Origin of the sequence: Pseudocitrobacter sp. 73 (genome assembly GCF_008369545.1) — a bacterium.
In the GTDB taxonomy this organism is placed as follows: Bacteria; Pseudomonadota; Gammaproteobacteria; order Enterobacterales; family Enterobacteriaceae; genus Pseudocitrobacter; species Pseudocitrobacter vendiensis.
In genome coordinates this window covers 204,679-220,859 of the sequence record NZ_VTZO01000008.1, presented here as the reverse complement: position 1 = coordinate 220,859, position 16,181 = coordinate 204,679, and the positions used below count along the sequence as shown (strand labels likewise).

The following is a 16,181-nucleotide window of genomic DNA, read 5'->3' as shown; positions in this document are numbered from 1 at the left end:
TTAAGGGATCTCTATGTTAAGTATTAAAGATTTACAGGTTGCCGTTGAAGAGAAAGAAATCCTGCGCGGCTTAAGCCTTGACGTAAAGCCAGGGGAAGTGCACGCCATCATGGGGCCGAACGGCTCCGGGAAAAGTACGCTTTCCGCCACCCTCGCCGGGCGCGAAGACTATGAAGTGACCGGCGGCGCGGTCACCTTCAAGGGCAAAGACCTGCTGGAACTCTCTCCTGAAGATCGCGCGGGGGAAGGCATCTTTATGGCCTTCCAGTATCCGGTGGAAATTCCGGGTGTCAGCAATCAGTTTTTCCTGCAAACGGCGCTGAATGCGGTACGTAAATACCGTGGTCAGGACGCGCTGGATCGTTTTGATTTTCAGGACCTGATGGAAGAGAAAATCAACCTGCTGAAAATGCCGCAGGATTTGCTCACCCGCTCGGTAAACGTCGGCTTCTCCGGCGGTGAGAAAAAGCGCAATGACATTTTGCAGATGGCGGTGCTTGAGCCAGAGCTGTGCATACTGGATGAAACGGATTCCGGGCTGGATATTGACGCGCTGAAGATTGTGGCAGACGGCGTGAACGCCCTGCGTGACGGTAAACGGTCGTTCATTATCGTCACCCACTACCAGCGCATTCTCGACTACATCAAGCCGGATGTGGTGCATGTGCTTTATCAGGGGCGCATTGTGAAATCCGGCGACTTCACCCTGGTGAAACAACTGGAGGAGCAGGGCTATGGCTGGCTTACCGAACAGCAGTAAAGCGTTGCAACAGTGGCATCATCTGTTCGAAGCGCAGGGCGGACAGCGTTCACCGCAGGCGCGTGAACATCTGCAACAGGTGCTGCGCCTCGGGCTGCCCACGCGTAAAGATGAAGACTGGAAATACACCGCGCTGGATAGCTTGCTCAATAGCCAGTTTGTCGCGCCACGGCTGACCACGCTTGAAGATATTGCGCCCGATTCGCTGGCCTTAACGGTGGATGCGTGGCGTCTGGTGTTTGTCGACGGGCAGTTTGCGCCTGGGCTTAGCGATGCGCTGGAAGAGAGCGGGTTTGAGGTTGCCGTTAATAACGAGCGCGAAGCCTTGCCCGGAGCGATTAACGGTGAAATTTTTCTGCATCTCACCGAAAGCCTGGCGGCGACGGTGACGCATATTCGCGTCGCGCGCAATCAACGTCCGGCGAAACCGCTGTTGCTGATGCACATTACGCGGGGGCTGGAGGGTGAGGAAATGAATACCGCCCACTATCGCCACCACATTGCGCTGGAAACCGGGGCGGAAGCCACGGTGATAGAACATTACGTCAGCCTGAATGAACAACGCCACTTTACCGGGGCGCGATTCACCATGGACGTGGCGGACAATGCGCATTTGCATCATCTGAAGCTGGGCTTTGAAAACCCGCAAAGCTTCCACTTTGCCCATAACGACATTCGTCTGGGTCAGGATGCCAGCGCCCACAGTAGCAGTTTTCTGCTCGGTGCGGCGGTAACGCGACACCACACCAGCACGCAGTTGAACGGTGAAAACACCACCTTACGCCTGAACAGCCTGGCGATGCCGGTCAACACGGAAGTGTGCGATACCCGCACCTGGCTTGAGCATAACAAAGGCTATTGCAACAGCCGTCAGCTGCATAAAACCATCGTTAGCGATAAAGGCCGTGCGGTATTTAATGGTCTGATTAACGTGGCGAAACATGCCATCAAAACCGACGGACAGATGACCAATAACAATCTGCTGCTGGGGCGACTGGCCGAGGCGGATACCAAGCCGCAGCTGGAAATTTATGCCGATGACGTAAAATGCAGCCATGGCGCGACGGTCGGGCGCATTGATGATGAACAGCTCTTTTACCTGCGTTCACGTGGGATAAGCGACAGTGACGCGCATAAAATTATTATCTACGCCTTTGCCGCCGGGTTGACGGAAGCCATCGCCAACGATGCGCTAAAACAGCAAGTCCTGGCGCGAATCGGTCAGCGCTTGCCAGGGGGATCGCAATGACATTTTCTGTACAACAGGTGCGCGCCGATTTCCCGGTGTTAAGTCGGGAAGTTAATGGTCAGCCGCTGGCGTATCTCGACTCCGCCGCCAGCGCGCAAAAACCCGAGCAGGTGATCCGCGCGGAGGCGGAATTCTACCGTCACGGCTATGCGGCGGTGCATCGCGGTATTCATACGCTGAGCGCTGAAGCAACGCAGCGGATGGAAGAGGTGCGCCAGAAAGCGGCAAACTTCCTTAACGCTCGTTCCGCTGAAGAGCTGGTTTTCGTGCGCGGGACCACCGAAGGGATAAACCTGGTAGCCAACAGTTGGGGCAGTGACAATGTGGGTGCGGGCGACAACATTGTGATTACCGCGATGGAGCACCACGCCAATATCGTGCCGTGGCAAATGCTTTGTGCTCGTAGTGGTGCGGAACTGCGTGTGATCCCACTTAACGTCGATGGCACATTGCAGATGGATATTGCGCCGACGCTGTTTGATGAGCGTACCCGGCTGCTGGCAGTAACCCAGGTGTCCAACGTGCTGGGAACAGAAAACCCGGTGGCGGCGCTTATCGCACTGGCGCATCAATACGGCGCGAAAGCGCTCATCGACGGCGCGCAGGCAGTGATGCATCACCCGGTTGATGTGCAGGCGCTGGACTGCGATTTCTACGCCTTTTCGGGCCACAAACTCTACGGGCCGACGGGGATCGGCGTGTTGTATGTGAAAGAAGAAATACTGCAGGCCATGCCGCCGTGGGAAGGGGGCGGCTCGATGATTGCGACCGTCAGCCTGACGGAAGGCACGACCTGGGCGAAAGCACCGTGGCGCTTCGAGGCCGGGACGCCGAATACGGGCGGGATTATTGGACTCGGCGCGGCGTTCGATTATCTCAATGCGCTGGGCCTTGAAGCGGTTGGCGAGTATGAACAAACGCTGATGCGTTACGCTCTGACGTCGCTGGCAGACGTGCCCGATCTCCATCTTTATGGCCCGGCGGATAGACTGGGCGTCATTGCCTTTAACCTCGGCACGCATCACGCCTATGACGTCGGCAGTTTCCTTGATAACTACGGCATTGCCGTGCGCACCGGACATCATTGTGCGATGCCGCTGATGGCGTTCTATCAGGTGCCGGCAATGTGCCGGGCGTCACTGGCGATGTATAACACCTTTGAAGAGGTCGACCGTCTGGTGACGGGGTTGCGCCGCATTCATCACTTATTGGGATAACAGGGAGGAACGATGGCTGCTTTACCGGATAAAGAGAAGCTGCTGCGAAATTTTGGCCGGTGCGCGAACTGGGAGGAGAAGTATCTCTACATTATTGAGCTGGGTCAGCGTCTCCCGCCGTTGAGCCCCGAGGCGCATAACCCGGAAAACAGTATTCAGGGCTGCCAGAGTCAGGTGTGGATTGTTGTTTCTCGTAACCGTCAGGGTATGGTCGAATTACAGGGCGACAGCGATGCGGCAATCGTGAAAGGATTGATTGCCGTGGTGTTTATTCTCTACGATCAAATGACGCCGGACGACATTCTTGCCTTTGACGTTCGCCCGTGGTTCAGTCAGATGGCGCTGACCCAACACCTCACGCCCTCGCGCTCGCAGGGCCTGGAAGCCATGATTCGCGCAATTCGCGCGCAAGTTGCTAATTTCAGCTAGTATAATATAGACAGCTTTCATACAGTTACGCGAGGCAGGAACCGCCTCGCTGGTCGTTCTGCTTTCTGGCGGTTTGTCAGTGAATGTGAATAAGGAATCCCATATGAAGCGCGCGTCTCTTATAACTCTTAGCATCTTAGCGGCTCTTAGTGCTGTACATAGTGCCTGGGCTGTTGATTATCCGCTGCCTCCGACCAACAGTCGTCTGATTGGTCAGAACCAAACTTACACGGTTCAGGAGAGCGATCGTAACTTACAGGCCATTGCGCGACGTTTCGATACGGCGGCGATGCTGCTTATTGAAGCTAATAACACCATGGCGCCAGTCCCGAGACCGGGTACGGTCGTGACCATCCCATCGCAGATGCTGCTGCCGGATGCTCCGCGTGAAGGCATCATTGTCAATCTGGCTGAACTGCGGCTTTACTACTTCCCACCGGGAGAAAATCAGGTCCAGGTTTATCCGATTGGTATCGGCTTGCAAGGACTCGAAACGCCGGAGATGACGACCCGCATAGGGCAGAAGATCCCAAATCCAACCTGGACGCCTCCTGCAGGCATTCGCGCGCGTTCCGCGGCGAAGGGCATTAATCTGCCTGCCGTCGTCCCCGCCGGGCCGAATAACCCGTTAGGGCGTTATGCGCTGCGTCTGGCTTACGGCAACGGTGAATACCTGATTCACGGTACCAGCGCACCGGACAGCGTAGGGCTGCGCGTAAGTTCTGGCTGCATTCGCATGAACGCACCGGATATCAAAGCGCTGTTCAGCCAGGTTCGTAGCGGCACGCCGGTGCGCGTCATCAACGAGCCGGTGAAATATTCGGTTGAACCAAACGGTATGCGCTATGTAGAAGTTCATCGTCCGCTGTCGCAGAACCCGGAACAGGATACGCAGAACCTGAGCTTCAGGCTCTCCTCTGACTTCACGCAGTTTGCACAGCATGCGGATGTGCGCAAGGAGCAGCTTCAGAAGGCGTTGACGCGTCGGGCAGGGTATCCGGTCGCGGTCAGTGTTGAAAATGGCGCAGCGCGCGCTACAGAGCCGTCATTATCGATGCAGAGTGGTCAGCGTGGTGATGCGGTGTCGGAAGGCGAGGTTTCAGGGACGGTAACGCAATAGTGATAGTTAAATCGCAGGCAAAAAAAATGGCGCACAATGTGCGCCATTTTATTACCAGAACTCTTACTTACGGTAAGAGTGAGCCTGGTTGTCCAGACGCTGGTTAGCGCGAGCTGCGTCATCTTTAGCAGCCTGAACGTCGGAACGGATTGCGTTCACGTCGTTGCTCAGCTGGTCAACTTTAGCGTTCAGAGTCTGAACGTCAGAAGACAGCTGATCGATTTTAGCATTGCTGGAGCAACCTGCCAGCAGAGTAGAACCCAGGATTACCGCGCCCAGTACCAGTTTAGTACGATTCATTATAAATACCCTCTAGATTGAGTTAATCTCCATGTAGCGTTACAAGTATTACACAAACTTTTTTATCTTGAGAATATTTTTTTATCCGAAAACCCTTATTTTTGATCGTTCGCTCAAAGAAGCATCGACTTTCGCCCTGGTGAAAGAAAAACTCTATGAAAACAGGGGAGTTCCATCGGATTCGTCTTAGATAATTTTAGTTTAAATAGTAAAATCCGATTTGCTTTTTTATTGAGCATGGTGATTAGACGTAATAAAAAAAGCGCCCCGAAGGGCGCTTTTTATTCGCATCTGAAATAGATCTGTAAATTATTACAGTACGTGTACGGATGCAGTATTGGTGGTTCCGCTTGGTACCAGTGCGCCAGAAACCATCACGACAACGTCGCCTTTCTGCGCCAGACCGCTTTCCAGAGCGACTTCTTTACCCAGACGATAGAAATCATCAGTAGAGGTGATTTCTTTCACCAGCTGCGGCACAACGCCTTTGCTCAGCACCAGCTGACGCGCGGTGGTTTCGTTGGTGGTCAGCGCCAGGATGGTGGCATCCGGGAAGTATTTACGCACTGCGCGTGCAGATTTACCGCCCTGGGTTGCCACTACGATCAGCGGCGCGTCCAGTTTCTCAGCAGTTTCCACCGCGCCACGGCAAACAGCTTCAGTGATGCGCAGTTTACGGCTGTCGTTGTTGAACTCCAGACGGCTGGTCATCACGCGGTCAGTACGTTCGCAGATGGTGGCCATGATGGTCACCGCTTCCAGCGGGTATTTACCTTTTGCGGATTCGCCAGACAGCATAACGGCATCGGTGCCGTCCAGGATGGCGTTGGCAACGTCACCGGCTTCTGCGCGGGTAGGGCGCGGGTTTTTGATCATGGAGTCGAGCATCTGGGTCGCAGTGATAACGACTTTACGTGCACGGATACATTTTTCGATGATCATTTTCTGCGCGAAGATAACTTCTTCAACCGGGATCTCAACACCCATGTCGCCACGCGCAACCATGATGCCGTCGGATGCTTCGAGGATTTCGTCGAAGTTGTTCAGGCCTTCCTGGTTTTCAATTTTGGAGATGATCTGGATCTTCTCGCCGCCGTGCGCTTTCAGGTGCTCACGGATTTCAACAACGTCAGAACGTTTACGGATGAAGGACGCCGCAACAAAGTCAACGCCTTGTTCGCAACCGAAGATCAGGTCTTGCTTGTCTTTTTCAGCCAGTGCTGGCAGTGCAATGGAAACGCCCGGCAGGTTAACGCCTTTGTTTTCGCCCAGGTCGCCGTTGTTCAGCACTTTACAGATAACTTTGTTACCTTCGATAGCGGTAACTTCCATGCCGATCAGACCATCGTCAACCAGAACGGTGTTGCCAACGGACAGGTCGGTAGTGAAACCTTCGTAGGTTACCGCAACGATTTCGTTGTTACCGACAACAGATTTGTCAGTGGTGAAGGTGAAAGTCTGGCCTGCTTTCAGGGAGACGTCGTTGCCGCCTTCCAGTTTGATGGTACGGATTTCCGGACCTTTGGTATCCAGCAGGATAGCGGCTTTCTGGCCGGTTTTCTTCATCACGTTGCGCAGGTTCTGGATGCGCTGACCGTGTTCAGCATAGTCGCCGTGGGAGAAGTTCAGACGCATAACGTTCATGCCCGCATCGAGCATTTTGCCTAACATCTCTTCGGATTCGGTTTTCGGACCGATGGTGCAAACAATTTTGGTCTTTTTCATGACAGTCTTAGTCTTTAAGTTGAGTAAGTTGAGAAGGATATGGGAATCTCGCTCCATAAGCGCACAGCCACGGAGTCAAACCTGTGTTACGAAACTTGCGACGCCACGCCATCATAAGGATAGGTGACATCAAAAAAGCGTGCAGAGGAAAGTGTGCTAGTGGTTCAGCAAACTGAAGGGTACGATAATTATGTTGGTTATTAATACAGTTCAATGAGCTGAAACCATTCAAGAAAGAATCGGCGCATATTATACGGTGTAACATCACAAAAAGAAAATAAAAACAGCGTTTCAAAATTCGAAAGATTAACATTAACAAAATAAAAACCTTTCCAGTAAGGTATTATAACACTGCGGTAAGATTTATTGATGAATTCCTCGCCGCAAAAGGCGGTTTTGCGGTGGAAAGAGGTGTACATTCATCAATTTGATTTATATTAAATTTAAATCAATAATATTTTGATTATTAATGGAAAACAGGGAGCGCACGCAATGGGAAATCTGAGTAAAGACGAGGTTCTGTACCAGGAGATGTGTCGAGTGGTCGGTAAAGTTGTGCTCGAAATGCGCGATTTGGGCCAGGAACCGAAACATATCGTGATTGCGGGCGTGGTGCGTACGGCGCTGGCCAACAGCAAGATTCAGCGTTCAGAACTGACGCGTGAAGCCATGGAAAAGGTGATTAAAGCACTGGCAGGGCAGTAACCCCGCCGGGCAATGTACTCAGGCAATCACAAAACGTAGCACCGCTTTAACGGCAATATCGCTGTGATGCGCAATTAACGCCTCATCATCAATTTCCGGCAACGGGCCGTCCAGATACAGACTATTAAAACTGTAAAAGTTGGAGACCTGATAAAAGCTGAAGCTGCTGATGAGGCGGTGCACATCGCGCGCTTCCACGCCGGGCTGAAAAATCGTCTGCTGCTGACCGCGATGTAAAATATTCTCCAGCAGCGAAAGTGCGCTCTTATTCACCCGCTTAAAGTCATCGGACGATAACAACCATTTCCCTCGTTGCATATTCTCCATGCAGATAATCCGCATGTAATCGGCGTGTGTGGCGTGATAACGCACGCTCCATTTCACCAGTTGCACCAGCGCTTCGACCGGCGGCACATTTTCCAGCCCCAGCTGCTGTTCCGTTTCGCGTATACGCGCATAAACGTGCTGTAACACAGCCTGATAAAGCTGCTCCTTCGTTTTGAAGTAGTACACCACCATACGCTTGGTGGTTTGTGCTTCTCCGGCAATTTGTTCCATACGCGCCCCGGCGAGCCCATGCTCGGCGAAAACGGCGATCGCGGCGGTAAAAATCCTGTCTTTCAGAGACTGTGCTTCATCGTGAGCAACGGCGGACATAGCAACTCCTGTTTATTCTCAAGAACAAAAAATACACACAATGATCACAATTTAGCAACCGAATCTGGCGCAAATGAACCAAATGATTCATATTCGTTTCATCTCTTCATTCACACAGGGCGAAACCTATGCTGCGCTCCATTGCTACCGTTTCCATTTCCGGGACGCTGCCTGAAAAACTGAGCGCCATTGCGGCGGCGGGCTATCAGGGCGTTGAAATCTTTGAAAATGATCTTCTCTATTATACCGGTACGCCCGCCGATATCCGAATGCTGGCCGACGATCTGGGCTTAAAAATTACCTTATTCCAGCCATTTCGTGACTTCGAAGGTGCAAGTCGCGAACAGTTTGCCGCCAATCTGGCACGCGCGAAACGTAAATTCGCGCTGATGCATGAGCTGGGGTGCGACACAATGTTGCTGTGCAGCAACGTCTCGCCGAACTGCTCGGCGGATTTTGACCTGCAGGTTGCTGACCTGCGGGCGCTGGCGACGCTGGCGGAGCAGGAAAACATCCATATTGGCTACGAAGCGCTGGCATGGGGGACACACGTCAATCGCTGGTATCAGGCGTGGGAGCGCGTTAAAGCGGTCAATAGCCCGGCGATGGGGATTGTGCTGGACAGTTTTCACGTGCTGTCGCTTGGGGATAATCTCACGCGCCTGAATGAGGTGCCACTGGAGAAAATCACCTTCCTGCAACTGGCAGATGCCCCACTAATGAAGATGGATGTGCTGGAGTGGAGCCGCCATTTTCGCTGCTTCCCCGGCCAGGGCGAGTTACCGCTGATTGAATTCGCGACAGAACTGACGCGCCGTGGCTATCGCGGCCCCTGGTCGCTGGAAATTTTTAACGACGGTTTTCGCGCCTCGCCCAACGGCGCGACGGCGAAAGATGGGTATCGCTCTCTGCTGTGGCTGGAGGAGCAAACCCGCATGGCGCTGAGTAAAAGCGACGCGGATCTGTTTGTCACCGAGCCGTTGCCACAATGGCTCGGTATGGAATTTATTGAGTTTACCGCCAGCGCCGCAGAGGCGAAAAAACTGGGCACGATGCTAGCGGGAATGGGCTTTCGCCAGACCGGGATGCACCGTTCTAAGCAGGTGGCGCTGTGGAGCAATGGCGGTGCACGGGTCATCATCAACTATCAACCGCACAGCTGGGCGGATCACTTCTATCAACGTCACGGCGTCTCTCTTTGCGCGATGGCGTTGCGCGTCAGCGATAGCGCGGCAGTGATTGCCCGGGCACGTGCGTACGGCTACGCCACCTGGCAAGGGGAAGTCGGCCCGAATGAAAGCACCATTCCGGCGGTGTGCGCGCCGGACGGAAGCCTTATCTATCTGGTTGATGAGAAACAGAATATCTACACCCAGGACTTCACCCTGACGCCTGATGACAACCCTGAGAGTTTTACGGGCATCGATCATCTGGCGCTGGGTATGGAAGCCGACAGTCGCGATAACTGGGTGATGTTCTTTCGTTCGGTATTTGGTTTTGAGCTTGAGCACGAACAAACCATGCCCGACCCGTACGGGCTGGTGCGCAGTCTGGCGGTGCAAAGTCCGCAGGGCAATATTCGCTTTGCACTCAATATTTCGCAAAGCCGCGCCACGCAGATTGCGCGCTCTGTCGCCTGTTATCAGGGCGCGGGCTTGCAGCACGCCGCTTTTTCCTGCAGCGATTTACCGGCAATGCCGCCATTCTCCACGGCTATTTCGCTGCCTGTTCCGGCGAACTATTACGAAGATCTTGTGGCGCGTTTTGGTCAGCCGGAAGGGATGGCTACCCTGCAACAGCAGCAAATTCTTTATGACCGCGATGCGCAGGGCGGTGAGTTTTTCCATCGCTATAGCTGGCCGTTCAGTGAAGGGCGCTTCTTTTTCGAATTGACCGAAAGGCGAGGCGGTTATGACCAGTACGGGGCCGTCAATGCCGCCGTACGCCTTTCGGCAATGCAGTACCGTCAGATGCTGTAACTGTACCATCCGGTTCACTCCGGGCGTAAGACCATAACAATAAAACATTCATCTGCACTCTACAACGACAGGTAAGCCCTATGAACACATATAGCCATAATCGCGTGGCAACCGCTGAGGCGGTGGCGGCAGTTCCCCGCTCACGGCGTCGTATTGGTATTTTGACGCTGCTGGCCGCGGGTACCATGATCAACTATCTCGACAGAACGGTTTTAGGTATCGCCGCCCCACAACTGACGCAAGAGCTGGGGATTGGCGCGGCAATGATGGGGATTGTTTTCTCTGCATTTGCCTGGACTTACGCGCTGGCGCAAATTCCTGGCGGCATGTTCCTTGACCGCTTTGGCAACAAAGTCACCTATTTCCTGGCGCTGAGTTTCTGGTCGCTATTTACCTTGCTGCATGGTTTCGCAATTGGCCTGAAAACGCTGCTGCTGTGCCGTTTCGGCCTAGGCGTGAGCGAAGCGCCATGCTTCCCGGTCAATAGTCGGGTCGTCAGCGCCTGGTTCCCGCAGCAGGAGCGCGCGCGCGCCACGGCGGTGTATACGGTGGGGGAATACCTCGGGCTGGCCTGCTTCGCACCATTACTGTTCTGGATAATGGACGGTTTTGGCTGGCGAACATTGTTTATTACCGTTGGTCTCTTTGGGCTTCTATTTGCACTGGTGTGGTGGCGCTGTTATCGGGAACCGCACGAAGATAAATATCTTAGCGATCAGGAGCGAGACTACATCGCCGCAGGCGGCGGTATCACCACAGGAACGGAGAAAAAAACGCATTTCAGCTGGCCGCTGGTGTGCCAGCTATTGAGCAAACGGCAAATTCTCGGGGCCAGTATTGGGCAATTTGCCGGTAACACGGTGCTGGTCTTCTTCCTGACCTGGTTCCCCACTTATCTGGCAACCGAACGCCATATGCCGTGGCTGAAAGTGGGCTTCTTTGCCATTCTGCCGTTCCTGGCGGCGGCGGGCGGCGTGATGTTCGGCGGCTGGGTATCGGACAAAATCCTCAAAGCCACGGGCAGCGCCAACCTTGGTCGCAAACTGCCGATCGTGGTGGGGCTGCTGATGGCAAGCTGCATCATCACCGCTAACTGGCTGGAGAGCGACACGGCAGTGATCCTGGTGATGTCCTTCGCGTTCTTTGGTCAGGGAATGGTCGGGCTTGGCTGGACGCTTATCTCCGATATGGCACCCAAAGGACTCGGCGGCCTCACCGGCGGGTTGTTTAACTTCTGCGCTAACCTCGCGGGCATTCTGACGCCGTTGGTGATTGGTTTTATCGTCGCCGCCTTCGGCAACTTCTTCTATGCGCTTATCTATATCGGCGGGGCCGCGCTGCTCGGCGTGGTGGCGTATCTCTTTATTCTTGGTGATGTAAAACGTATTGAACTGGATATTCCGCAAGGAGAAACAGATGCAAATTAGTGGTTACACGCGGTTAATTGCCCATCTGGGTTATCCGACGGAAGGCTTCAAAGCGCCGATGATCTACAACCCGTGGTTTGAAAATCAGAGGGTGGATGTCAAAGTGGTGCCGGTGGGCGTCACGCCCGAGGACTACGCGGCTTTCGTCCCGACACTGTTCAAAATGACCAATATTGCCGGAGCGCTGGTCACCATGCCGCACAAAGTGGCGACCTGTGCGCTCATGGCGCGTCTGAGCCCGACAGCGGCCATTGCCGGCGCATGCAATGCCATTCGTCGCGAGGCGGATGGCTCGCTTACCGGCGAAATGTTCGATGGCGACGGTTTCGTGCGCGGTATTCAGCGCAAAGGCTTCCAGACAAGAGGTGCCCGCGCGCTGGTGGTGGGTAGCGGCGGCGTGGGCTCGGCGATTGCCGCTTCTTTAGCGGCGGCAGGCGTTGCGGCGCTAACCTTGTATGACAACCGCGCGGAAATGGCGACGGCGCTTGCCACGCGTTTACAGGCGCATTATCCGCGGCTGAAAATCACCCTGATGGCGAACGATCCTTCCGGGCATCAACTGGTGGTGAACGCCACGCCGCTTGGGATGAGCCTGGATGATCCGCTGCCGCTGCCCGCTGAATTGCTCACGCCGGAGATGTTCGTCGGTGAAGTGGTCATGAAGCAGGCCGTCACACCGCTGTTGGCGATAGCGAAAGCGCGTGGCTGTGCGACTCAGCAGGGCACGGATATGTTGTTTGAGATGATTCCCGCGTATCTCGATTTCTTCCATCTCCCCGTGGCAACGCCGGAGCAATTGCGCGCACTGGCTCAAATCGACTGATGATGCTTGTGCCTGATGCGCTACGCTTAGCAGGCCTACGGGAGCATCAACTTTGTAGGCCGGGCAAGCGAAGCGCCCCCGGCATTTTTACGGGCTGCACATTGCGCATAATCCCGCTAAAATATCCGTTTTTCCGCTGGAATTTGTTATGCCATCCCCCTTAACACTTTTCGCCGCAGGCAGCCTGAAGCGCGCATTTATTCCCCTGATTGAATGCTTTACTGCGCAAACCGCTATCCCGGTGAACCTTCAGTTTGGCCCGGCCGGGCTGCTGCGTGAGCGCATCGAAGCGGGTGAGGCGTGCGATGTGTTTGCTTCGGCTAACGCGCAGCATCCACAAATGCTGATTGCGCAGGGACTGGCGCGGGAAAGCCAGATTTTTGCCCGCAACACGCTAATTCTGACCGCGCGCCGCCACCTCGAAGGCGACGCATTAACACTTCTGCGCAACCCTGCGTTGCGACTGGCGACCTCCACGCCAGGCTGCGACCCTTCAGGAGATTACACCTGGCAGCTGTTTGAAAATCTTAACAATCTTGAGCCTGGCCTCGGCGAGGGATTGAAATCCCGCGCGAAGCAACTGGTCGGTGGGCGCGACTCGCTGAGCATTCCGTCAGATGAGATCGCCAGTAAATGGTTACTGCAACAGGATCTTACCGATCTGTTTATTGGCTATGCGCACTACGCCGCCGCGTTAACGCACGACGAGGCTCTGCGCGTGGTTACGCTTCCGCAGGCGCAGAACATTTGCTGTGATTACCATGTCGCACGGCTGGCTGAATGTGAAAATGCGCAGACACTTTATGCCTTTATCCTTGCGGATGTTGGGCAGCGTTACCTGCGCGACGCGGGATTTTTAGCGGTGAATTGAAAACAGCGGCGCCAGCACCGGGCATGCGTAATCAGTAAGCTGGATTTTGCGCACCGGCAGGCCATACGCGCGTTGCAGGTTTTCTTCCTGAACGATGTCGGATGTTACACCTGCCAGCCACTCGCCGTTGGGCAACAGCAGCAACGTGTGGCTGGCGATTTGCAACGCGTGAGTGGGATCGTGTGTGGTGAACACCACCGTGCGCGACTGGCCGTGTGCAAGGTTACTGATCAGCTGCAAAACCGTTTGCTGATTGGCGAGATCTAACGCCGAGCAGGGCTCATCGAGCAAAATATTCTGACTGGCGCTGACCAGTGCGCGCGCAATCATCACCAGTTGCTGCTGACCGCCAGAAAGGGCGTGGAACAGCGTATCGGCCAGATGCGCAATATTGAGCTGCACCAGCGCCTGCATCACCTGTTGCTCATCCTCCTGTTTGGGTTGCGCAAACAGGGCGATGTGCCGCGCCCGGCCCATCAGCACCACATCGCGCACCCGCCAGGCAAACGCCGGACGAAAAGATTGCGGCACAATGCCTACGCCGCCACGCACGTGTACGCTGCCAGATATTGCCCGCAGCACGCCGGTCACCGTGTCGAGCAACGTGCTCTTCCCGCGCCCATTCGCCCCCAACACTGCCCAGATTTCACCGGGCCGGCAATCGAGTGTCATCGGGGAAAACAACGGCTGCTGATGACCATATACCAGTGCATTCAGAGAAAGTGACGCGGTCATGAGCGGTCTCCTCGGCGCGTGTTGCGCACCAGTAACAGGGTAAACAGCGGCGCGCCAATCAATGCGGTCAGAATGCCGATAGGGATCTCCGCCGCCGTCAACATGCGCGCGACATCATCCACCACAATCATAAAACTGGCACCCACCCAGAACGCGGTTGGCAGCAGGCGACGGTGATCCGCACCCGCCAGCAAACGGGCCAGATGGGGAATCACCAATCCCACCCACGCAATACTGCCGCTTACCGCTACCTGTGCGGCAACCAACAAAGCACAGCACACAAGCACCCCGCGACGCAGCGGTATGACGTTAACGCCCAACGCGCGCGCATCTTTATCGTCGAGTGACAGTAAATTAATGCGCCAGCGCAGTTTAAACAGGACCGCGGCGGCCAGAGCGACCGGAAGCGCGAGCATCAGCGTTTTGTGCCAGTTTGCCGTTGCAAAGCTGCCGAGCAGCCAGAACACGATGTTGGGCAGCGTCTCTTCTGTATCGGCGAGATACTGCATCAGGCTTACCAGTGCGGCAAAGAAACCGCTGAGGATGATCCCGGCGAGGATCAAAATTAGCGTGCTTTCTCGCCCCTGCAGCGCAGCGATGAGATAGACCAGACACAGTGCCAGCAGGCCAAAGAAGAACGTGGATCCCATCATTAGCGGAGCGCTGAATCCCAACAAAATCGCCAGCGTACCGCCGAACGCTGACCCGGAAGTGACGCCGATAATATGTGGATCGACCAGCGGGTTCTGGAACACACCCTGGAGCGTGGCGCCGCACAATCCCAGCGCGCCGCCCGCCAGCAGCGCCATCAACACGCGTGGCAAACGCACGGACCAGACTATCTGCTGCGCGATATCCGCAGGCGCTGTGGGATGAAACAGTTGCCAGAGCACATCGCGCAGGGGCAGAGGATACTGACCAAAGCAAAGGGATATTACGGCAAGAAAAAGGGTGAGCAGCATCAGCCCACCCTGAAGCGCCAGCGGCTGACTACGGTTGAGCATGCGGCTGCCAGTCAGTGCGGTAGAAGCGTTGGTAATAATCCTGGGCCTGAGCATCGACATCGACGTTTTTGTAGCGTTCTGGATAGAGTTTTTTCGCCATCCATAATTCGCCAATCGCCAGCGCTTCCGGCATCGGGTAGCCCCAGGCTTTGGCGTATTCCGGCATCAGCCAGACGCGATGATTTTTCACGGCGTCAATGCCCTGCCATTGTGGGTCAGTGGTGATTTCTTTAACCACTTCCGGGTAGCGATCCTGCACGAAAATGACCTGCGGGTTCCACTGTAATACCTGCTCCAGCGACACCTGACGCGCGCCTTTCACTGTCGCCGCCGCGACGTTCATCGCACCCGCATGCTGCATCATCAGCCCGGTATATTTTCCGGAGCCATAGGTGTTGAGATCCGGGTTGGCCATATAGACGCGGACTTTTTTGTCTTCGGGAATATCCGCGACCGGCGCATTGAATTTCTGGCGCGCGTTAAAAGTGTAGCGGATCAGTTCGTCTGCCTGTTTCTCGCGATTCACCACCTCGCCAATCAGGCGAATACCCTGTTTCAGCCCTTCGTCATAGGCGTGTTCTTCATCCGCCATCGTCGGGTTCATTTTGTTTTTTTCACCGGCGGCATCTTCACGCAGCGAAATTGCGACAACCGGGATGCCCGCGTTTTGAATCTGCTGGATCATCGCCGCAGGCGCATAGTTGGCGACGAATACTACCTGCGGGCGCAGCGCCAGCAGGCTTTCGATATTCACCTGCGTCAGGTCGCCGGGCATGGGCAGAGAGGAGAGTGTCGGCAAAAAGCGTGCGAAATCGGGGCCCAGCTGTTTTTTCCAGCTACTGAGTACGCCAACCACGTCTTTACCGGCATCTAACTGCACCAGCAGATTAAGCGTCTGGTGCTGGAGTACCACCACGCGGTTAACGGTATCGGGCAGGGTGACCTGACGGCCAAGCTGGTCGGTGAGAGTGCGTTCCGCCTCGGCGGGTGAAACAACGGCAAACGTGGCGCAGAGCAGCGCGATGCCGGGGAGCAGACGTTTTACATTTAACATGAAGTGGCTCTGAGAGAAGGGGAATTTCGATGTGTATTTGAATATATAACGATGGGGATTGCAAATGGTTGTGGGGGATATACCTATTAATTTCTGGGGGATGGTGCGCGATGGGGCCCTCACCCT

16 protein-coding genes are annotated in these 16,181 nt (G+C 55.0%); 10 read left to right on the top strand and 6 right to left on the bottom strand.

Features of this window, described 5'->3' with window-relative positions; translation table 11 throughout:
* The first annotated feature begins 13 nt into the window (after positions 1-13).
* The 5 genes from sufC to F0Q32_RS08300 all read left to right on the top strand — a co-directional run bounded on the left by sufC (position 14) and on the right by F0Q32_RS08300 (position 4,775).
* Positions 14-760 carry a Fe-S cluster assembly ATPase SufC gene (gene sufC, locus F0Q32_RS08320; protein WP_149462674.1) on the top strand — a complete coding sequence of 249 codons (747 nt, stop codon included), beginning with the start codon at positions 14-16 and terminating at the stop codon, positions 758-760.
* Positions 735-2,009, top strand: a complete 1,275-nt coding sequence (gene sufD, locus F0Q32_RS08315; protein ID WP_149462673.1) for a Fe-S cluster assembly protein SufD — start codon at positions 735-737, stop codon at positions 2,007-2,009. Before sufC ends, sufD begins: the two co-directional genes overlap by 26 nt.
* On the top strand, positions 2,006-3,226 hold the full coding sequence (sufS, locus tag F0Q32_RS08310) for a cysteine desulfurase SufS (RefSeq protein WP_149462672.1): 1,221 nt from the start codon (positions 2,006-2,008) through the stop codon (positions 3,224-3,226). Before sufD ends, sufS begins: the two co-directional genes overlap by 4 nt.
* A 12-nt stretch (positions 3,227-3,238) precedes the next feature.
* The gene (gene sufE, locus F0Q32_RS08305) at positions 3,239-3,655 is read left to right on the top strand and encodes a cysteine desulfuration protein SufE (protein ID WP_149462671.1); all 417 of its coding nucleotides are present in this window, start codon (positions 3,239-3,241) and stop codon (positions 3,653-3,655) included.
* 103 nt (positions 3,656-3,758) lie between these two features.
* A complete protein-coding gene (locus F0Q32_RS08300) occupies positions 3,759-4,775 on the top strand; it encodes a L,D-transpeptidase family protein (protein WP_149462670.1) in 1,017 nt (338 codons plus the stop codon).
* 63 nt (positions 4,776-4,838) lie between these two features.
* Here F0Q32_RS08300 and F0Q32_RS08295 read toward each other — a convergent pair whose 3' ends face one another.
* Both F0Q32_RS08295 and pykF read right to left on the bottom strand, forming a co-directional pair.
* On the bottom strand, positions 4,839-5,075 hold the full coding sequence (locus tag F0Q32_RS08295) for a major outer membrane lipoprotein (RefSeq protein ID WP_007374746.1): 237 nt from the start codon (positions 5,073-5,075) through the stop codon (positions 4,839-4,841).
* A 312-nt stretch (positions 5,076-5,387) separates the two neighbouring features.
* Positions 5,388-6,800: a pyruvate kinase PykF gene (gene pykF, locus F0Q32_RS08290; protein WP_149462669.1), complete on the bottom strand. Its 1,413-nt coding sequence runs from the start codon at positions 6,798-6,800 to the stop codon at positions 5,388-5,390.
* A gap of 492 nt (positions 6,801-7,292) precedes the next feature.
* Between pykF and fumD the strand changes: the two genes are divergently transcribed.
* Entirely contained in the window at positions 7,293-7,505 is a 213-nt protein-coding gene (fumD, locus tag F0Q32_RS08285; RefSeq protein WP_149462668.1) for a fumarate hydratase FumD, read from the top strand.
* Between the two features lie 18 nt (positions 7,506-7,523).
* Here fumD and F0Q32_RS08280 read toward each other — a convergent pair whose 3' ends face one another.
* Positions 7,524-8,162 carry a TetR family transcriptional regulator gene (locus F0Q32_RS08280; RefSeq protein WP_149462667.1) on the bottom strand — a complete coding sequence of 213 codons (639 nt, stop codon included), beginning with the start codon at positions 8,160-8,162 and terminating at the stop codon, positions 7,524-7,526.
* A gap of 128 nt (positions 8,163-8,290) precedes the next feature.
* Between F0Q32_RS08280 and F0Q32_RS08275 the strand changes: the two genes are divergently transcribed.
* The 4 genes from F0Q32_RS08275 (at position 8,291) to F0Q32_RS08260 (ending at position 13,262) form a co-directional block, all read left to right on the top strand.
* On the top strand, positions 8,291-10,141 hold the full coding sequence (locus F0Q32_RS08275; protein WP_149462666.1) for a bifunctional sugar phosphate isomerase/epimerase/4-hydroxyphenylpyruvate dioxygenase family protein: 1,851 nt from the start codon (positions 8,291-8,293) through the stop codon (positions 10,139-10,141).
* A gap of 80 nt (positions 10,142-10,221) precedes the next feature.
* A complete protein-coding gene (locus tag F0Q32_RS08270; protein WP_149462665.1) occupies positions 10,222-11,568 on the top strand; it encodes an MFS transporter in 1,347 nt (448 codons plus the stop codon).
* Positions 11,558-12,391, top strand: coding sequence for a shikimate dehydrogenase (locus F0Q32_RS08265; protein WP_149462664.1), 834 nt, complete (start codon positions 11,558-11,560; stop codon positions 12,389-12,391). The genes F0Q32_RS08270 and F0Q32_RS08265 overlap by 11 nt, the downstream gene beginning before the upstream one ends.
* 148 nt (positions 12,392-12,539) lie before the next feature.
* Positions 12,540-13,262, top strand: coding sequence for a substrate-binding domain-containing protein (locus F0Q32_RS08260; RefSeq protein WP_149462663.1), 723 nt, complete (start codon positions 12,540-12,542; stop codon positions 13,260-13,262).
* Here the strand turns inward: F0Q32_RS08260 and F0Q32_RS08255 are convergent.
* The 3 genes from F0Q32_RS08255 to F0Q32_RS08245 are packed head-to-tail and all read right to left on the bottom strand — an operon-like array spanning position 13,248 to position 16,055.
* Positions 13,248-13,997 (bottom strand): ABC transporter ATP-binding protein, encoded by a 750-nt coding sequence (locus tag F0Q32_RS08255; protein WP_149462662.1) that lies wholly within the window; start codon positions 13,995-13,997, stop codon positions 13,248-13,250. The two genes, F0Q32_RS08260 and F0Q32_RS08255, sit on opposite strands and share 15 nt — an antisense overlap.
* Positions 13,994-15,001 (bottom strand): iron ABC transporter permease, encoded by a 1,008-nt coding sequence (locus F0Q32_RS08250; RefSeq protein ID WP_149462661.1) that lies wholly within the window; start codon positions 14,999-15,001, stop codon positions 13,994-13,996. Before F0Q32_RS08250 ends, F0Q32_RS08255 begins: the two co-directional genes overlap by 4 nt.
* Positions 14,988-16,055 carry an ABC transporter substrate-binding protein gene (locus tag F0Q32_RS08245; protein WP_255475178.1) on the bottom strand — a complete coding sequence of 356 codons (1,068 nt, stop codon included), beginning with the start codon at positions 16,053-16,055 and terminating at the stop codon, positions 14,988-14,990. The genes F0Q32_RS08250 and F0Q32_RS08245 overlap by 14 nt, the downstream gene beginning before the upstream one ends.
* Between the last annotated feature and the right edge of the window lie 126 nt (positions 16,056-16,181).